5 protein-coding genes and 1 pseudogene are annotated in these 5,413 nt (G+C 69.4%); 4 read left to right on the top strand and 2 right to left on the bottom strand.

The window, feature by feature from the left end; all coding sequences use genetic code 11:
• Positions 1-238: 238 nt before the first annotated feature.
• Together OO48_RS33520 and OO48_RS40495 are read left to right on the top strand one after the other, a co-directional pair.
• On the top strand, positions 239-1,210 hold the full coding sequence (locus tag OO48_RS33520) for an outer membrane protein assembly factor BamB family protein (protein ID WP_033223317.1): 972 nt from the start codon (positions 239-241) through the stop codon (positions 1,208-1,210).
• A 123-nt stretch (positions 1,211-1,333) separates the two neighbouring features.
• On the top strand, positions 1,334-2,125 hold the full coding sequence (locus OO48_RS40495; RefSeq protein WP_342449672.1) for a transposase: 792 nt from the start codon (positions 1,334-1,336) through the stop codon (positions 2,123-2,125).
• Here the strand turns inward: OO48_RS40495 and OO48_RS33515 are convergent.
• The gene (locus OO48_RS33515) at positions 2,037-2,912 is read right to left on the bottom strand and encodes a polysaccharide deacetylase family protein (RefSeq protein ID WP_033223315.1); all 876 of its coding nucleotides are present in this window, start codon (positions 2,910-2,912) and stop codon (positions 2,037-2,039) included. The two genes, OO48_RS40495 and OO48_RS33515, sit on opposite strands and share 89 nt — an antisense overlap.
• 176 nt (positions 2,913-3,088) lie before the next feature.
• Between OO48_RS33515 and OO48_RS33510 the strand changes: the two genes are divergently transcribed.
• A complete protein-coding gene (locus OO48_RS33510; RefSeq protein ID WP_033223314.1) occupies positions 3,089-3,703 on the top strand; it encodes a TetR/AcrR family transcriptional regulator in 615 nt (204 codons plus the stop codon).
• Between the two features lie 596 nt (positions 3,704-4,299).
• Complete coding sequence (locus tag OO48_RS33505; protein WP_245194917.1) at positions 4,300-5,166, top strand: SGNH/GDSL hydrolase family protein; 867 nt, start codon at positions 4,300-4,302, stop codon at positions 5,164-5,166.
• A 158-nt stretch (positions 5,167-5,324) separates the two neighbouring features.
• Here OO48_RS33505 and OO48_RS37930 read toward each other — a convergent pair.
• Positions 5,325-5,413 (bottom strand): annotated as a pseudogene (locus OO48_RS37930) (IS5/IS1182 family transposase); the annotation flags it as partial.

Genomic DNA, 5,413 nt, shown 5'->3' with positions numbered 1-5,413 from the left:
CAGCCCCGCCTGGCGCGACGACGTCGAGCTGGCCGCGTGAACGTCACCGAACTCCTGCGGCTGCTGCAGGGATCAACGTCACCCGCTCCCGCCTGGGACGACTCGTTCGTCAGGGACTCCTCGATCAACCCGGACGCGGCCGCTACCAGAAACGGACTTAACGCCCTCTGAGATCTGCGCGGTCGGCTCTGTAGTCGAGGGCGGCATCGGGCTGATTGCCTATGGCGAACCGAGTTCGGTGCCCGGGGCCGACCAGGTGCCGCTGGGCAAGGGTTGTGACACCGTTACCGGGCTCGACCTCACCAGCGGCCGGGAGCTGTGGCACACGTCCCGGATACCGGGGATCGGCCTGATCGCCTCGGAGCCGGACCTGGTCGCGGTCGGCGGCGGGCTCGCTGTGTTCCGCGACGGCGGCGCCTCGGCGGCGGTCACCGGGCTGAACGACGACTTCGCGCGGGCCGGCCACGGGGTGCGTGCCGTCGACCTGCGGACCGGTGCCCCGCGCTGGCAGGCCGCGGTGCCGCAGGGCTGTATTCCGCACCGGGTGGCGGCCACCGCGCGGCAGGTGCTGGCGGTACTCGCCTGTGACGGTGCCGAGCAGAAGCTCGCCGCATTCGACCAGGCCGACGGCCGGGAACGCTGGACCGTACCGCTGCGCGCCCGGCCCGCGGTCTCGCCGCACGAGGGCGCGGTCTTCGTGTCCGCTGACCCGGTGGTGGTGCGGATCGGTGACGGGTCCAAGGGAGCCGGCGCCTTCCTCGTCTTCGGGCCGGACGGCCGCGCCCAGGCCCAGATCGAGGCCACCGGCGGCTACGGGCAGCTCGTGACGGGGAACCGGGGTCTGGTGGCCGTCGACGGCGGCCGGCTGCTCACCGTCGCGCGCTACTCGACCCGGGCTTACTCGGCCGACCGGGTCGTCGCCTTCGACCTGGCCAGCGGCGGCCAACTGTGGCGGACGGACCCGTGGGGCAGCAGTCAGGGCGTCTCGGCGCTGCACGCGGCCGCTGGCCGACTGACCCTGCTGCTCGGCAACCGCAAGGGCAACGACGAGCTGTACGTCCTCGACACGGCCAGCGGCGACGAGAGAGACGACCGCAGCTTCCACGAGGACACGGGCGGCGGCGACCTGCTGTTCCGCCACCGGGACCTGGTCATCGCAGTGCGCTGGGGCCTCGCCGTACGGCCGATCACGGCGTACCGGCCCTGGTGACGAGCGCCGGGGCGCCCACGACTTCAGGGTGACGGGCCATGCCTTGCCGCCCAGGGCATTCGCAGCCCTGCACCGAAGGGGCTCCCTACCGGGGGCGGCCCGGGCCCCGTGGCGCACGGCGCGATGTGCATGTTCGCACGCACCTTGCCGTGCACTTTCACGCGAACGCCGACAGGCAAGGGCCTGCGCGGTGCTGCCGAGGCCGATGGTCGCAAGATCCACCTGCTCGCCGCGATGGAGCACGTCACCGGTCTGGTCCTGGCCCACCTCGACGTCGTCGACAAGACCAACGAAATCACCTGCTTCCAGCCGCTGCTGAACACCGTCGCCGCCCTCGCCGACGTGGTCGTCACCAGCGACGCAATGCACACCCAACGCGATCACGCCGAGTACCTCCTCAGCCGAAAGGCGCACCGCATCGCAATCGCCAAAGGCGACCAGAAGAGCCTTCGCGGGCAGCTCAAGCCCCTTCCCCGGAAGGGGATCCCGCTCCTCGGTCGCACGAAGAACACCGGCCACGGACGTTCCGAGATCCGCCGCATCGAAGTCGTGGACGGGCGGCCCGGCCGGGCCGGACCTGGTTGCTCGGGGTCCGGCCGGACGGGGCTACTGGTCGTTGGCGGCTGGGCATGGGATCGCAACTTCTGTGTCACGCACCACCGCTCTGACCCGGTGCTTCTCACGGTGCCTCACACTGGGTGGTGTGGATTCCGTTTCACAGACGTGTCATTTCCTCGGACGTCGACCACGTTCCCCCTGGCCCGACGCCCTGTAGATCCACCGGGACGAGGCACCGGGCCGGGCAGTGGAGCCACTGGTCTACCAGTCAGGTGGCGACGCTGGGACCAACGGTGGTGCGGGCGTAGTGTTCGGCGATGTCATCGCTGGTCGTGGTCCACACGCCGGGGTGGTTGACGACATACTCGAGCGCCTGGTCCAGGTACTTCATCCGGAACGCCTGGCCGGTCACGAAGGGGTGCAGAGCCAGTGCCATCACGCGGCCGCTGTGCTCGGAGTCCGCGTACAGCTGGTCGAGCTGGTCCTTGACGATCCGCACGAAGTCGGGGCCGCTGATGGAGTGGGCGGTGAACAGCCCCAGATCGTTGAGTTCGAGGGTGTAGGGGACGCTCAGGAGCCCCGGCACGTTCAGCCGGAACGGCTGGTCGTCGGCGGTCCAGTCCAGCACGTAGCGCAGGCCGAGTTCGGCGATCAGCTCCGGGGTCCGGAACGTCTCGCTGAGGGCGGGTCCCATCCAGCCGCTGGGACGCTGCCCGGTCGCCTTCTCGATGGTCTCGACGACCTCGGTCAGGTAGGCGCGCTCGTCCGCCTCGACCTCGGCCTGCACGGTGGAGTTGTTCTTGCCGTGCGCGAGCCAGGCCCAGCCGCGCGCCCGGCCGGCCTCGACAATCTGTGGGTAGTGCTCGGCTACATCGGAGTTGAGCAGCACGCTCGGGCGCACGCCGTGCCGGTCGAACGACTCGATCATCCGCCAGATCGCCACCCGCGGGCCGTAGTCGCGCCACCCGTGATTCAGCGGATCGGGGACGAGCGCCGCGGTGCCCTGGTTGATGCTGGTAGACGGCTTGCCCAGGACGAAGTGCTCCACGTTGAGGCCGATATAGAACGCCACCCGGGCGCCGTCAGGCCACTGGATGGGCGTGCGTTCGGTGATGGGGCTGTAGTCGTACAGGCGGTTACGCATGGGATTCCCTTCGCAGGAACCGTCCGTTGGACGGCGGGGGAGCTGAACGTTGCGACACGACCCGTATCGGCTCGCGATCCGACACGGATCGTGTCGCGGCATCCCGCCCGTGTCAACACGAACCGGTTCGTCTCCCCAGTGCGATACCGTGAGCTCGTCAGCACCATGGAGGCGATATGAGCACGACGCGTGCACCCGACCCTGCCCGGCGCAACCCACAAGCGGCCGCCGCAATCCTCGAGGCCGCGCTCGGCATGGCCCGCGAAGGGGGCTTGGCGCGTGTCAGCATGGAGGGGATCGCGGCTCGCGCGGGTGTCGGCAAGCGAACCGTCTACCGCTGGTGGCCCTCCAAGGGCGCGGTCGTCCTCGACGCGTGGGCGCAACAGCTCGAAAAGCGCCTGCACCGACGCCTCGAAACCGTGCAGACCGGCGACTTCGAGGCCGACCTGAAGCTGATGGTCAAAGACGCCTGGATCGACACGCTCGGCGAGACGCGCAGTGTGCTCGCCTCGATCATCGCCGAGTGCCAGCACGACCCCGACCTTGCCGCGGAGTTCCGCAAACGCCTCATCGATCCCGCCAGCGCGCTGGTCGCGGAGCGCATCCGCCGCGCCCAGGCGGACGGACAGGTCGCCGCCGACCTCGACCCGTACCGCGCCATCGAGCTGATCTACGCCCAGCTGTACTACCGACTGCTGGTCGTGCACCGCCCGGACGACGAGGCGTACGTCGAGGACGTCGTCGAACTCGCCATGCGTGGGCTCAGGCCCCCTCGCCAGGACGGGGCATGATCTCCCGAAAGGGCGAACGCCCCCACGTTGAACGTCAGCCGGCGGCTCGCCCCATTCACGCCGCCCTGGGTCTGCCCAGCGCCTGGCCGGCTGGCGAGGCCTTTCCCAAAGGTCAACGGAGCATTCCAAGTTGATCGACTGGTGGGTGCGCATGTTTGAGGTGCCGTACATTCCACCGGGCAGGGTCCTGACTGGTCACGCTGGGTGTCGAGCCGACCTGGCCGCTCTCCATCGCGACCGGCACGTAGGTGCGGAACGCGCCCACAGCTACATCCGGCACGTCTGCGAAGCTCTCGACGCCCCGACCTGAGGTCGGCCCGCCCCCGTCCGGCGGGACGCCCGCACCGCAGGACGGGCGACGACGAGAACCCGTGTCGGCACAGGCCGCCGGCGCGGCCGGGAGGCGAAGCCGTCCACCACCGCTCTCCGTGCCAGGGCCGCGTTACCAGCCGCCGCCGACAGGGGTGAACCAGCGCGCCCCCGCCACCGTAGTGCGGTGAGAAGCGTGTCCGAGCGGACCGCACCGGCCACGCACGGCAATCCGACATTCATGGAGAAACATGGCTCGAATCACAAGGCCGCGAAGCAGCAGGGCCGTGCTGGGGATCGTGATGCCCCTCGCCCTGTTCTCCCTGGCAGAGCCGGCGGCGGCGGACACCCCGGTCAGCGCGGCGGTGCAGATCCAGCAGACGACCGGAGGTGAATACGTTGCCATGGGCGACTCCTACGCGTCCGGCGCGGGGCTGCCTCTGGTCGACGACGCCTACTGCGATCGCACCGGCTACAGCTATCCGACGTTCGCCAAGGCGTTCACCGGCGGCGCGGTGTTCAAGGACGTCACGTGCAGTGGCGCCACCACGCGGCACGTCTGGAACTACCAGGGTTCCAAGCCGCCACAGGCCAACGCCGTCACCCCGGCCACCAAGGTGGTCACGCTGACCCTGGGGGGCAACGACGTCGGCTTCACCTCGATTCTCACCACGTGCGTACTCGTCGCGTCCTCGAACCCGGCGGGCAGCCCGTGCAAGGATCACTACAACGCGGGCGGCATCGATGTGGTGAGCGAACGCATCAACATCATGGAGGGTCGTGTCCGCGACGTCGTCACCGACGTCAAGCGACGCGCGCCGGGCGCCAGGGTGCTGGTGGTCGGCTATCCGTCCATCCTGCCTGACAGCGGTGTCGGTTGCGCGGAAGTACCTTTCGCCAAGGGCGACTTCGTCTGGCTGCGGGACATGGCCAAGAAGCTCAACCGGGCCCTGGAGCGGCGTGGGGTGGGTGGCGGCGCGGGCGTGTCCTACGTCGACACCTACACCTCCACCATCGGTCACGACATGTGTGCACCGCGGGAGGCGCGGTGGATCGAGTCGTTGACCCCTGCGCCGAACACCATGGCGGCACATCCGAACCTGACGGGCCAGCTCGCCATGGGCCTGGCCGTCGCCGCGGAACTGGAGAAGTAGGGACGCCGGCCGGCGTGGTGGGCGTCGTCGTTGACGGCCGCCCCGCCGGCACTCCGCGCCCGCGGCGGCGCCGACCACGGCGCTTGCAGGCAAAGGCTGCTGGCCGACCGTCACGGGTTCAACCTCAAGGACAGAACATGACTACCTCAGAAGCCATCTCATTTGGTGATTCTGCGATGGCAGATGAGGGTGGCGGCGATGGTGGCGAAGGCTGCGAAGTGGGTGCCCTTGCGTTCGTAGCGGCGGT

It is taken from the genome of Kitasatospora phosalacinea (assembly GCF_000716545.1).
Lineage (GTDB): Bacteria > Actinomycetota > Actinomycetes > Streptomycetales > Streptomycetaceae > Kitasatospora > Kitasatospora phosalacinea.
Note: the sequence above shows the minus strand (reverse complement) of the source record. Positions and strands in the feature narration are given on the sequence as shown.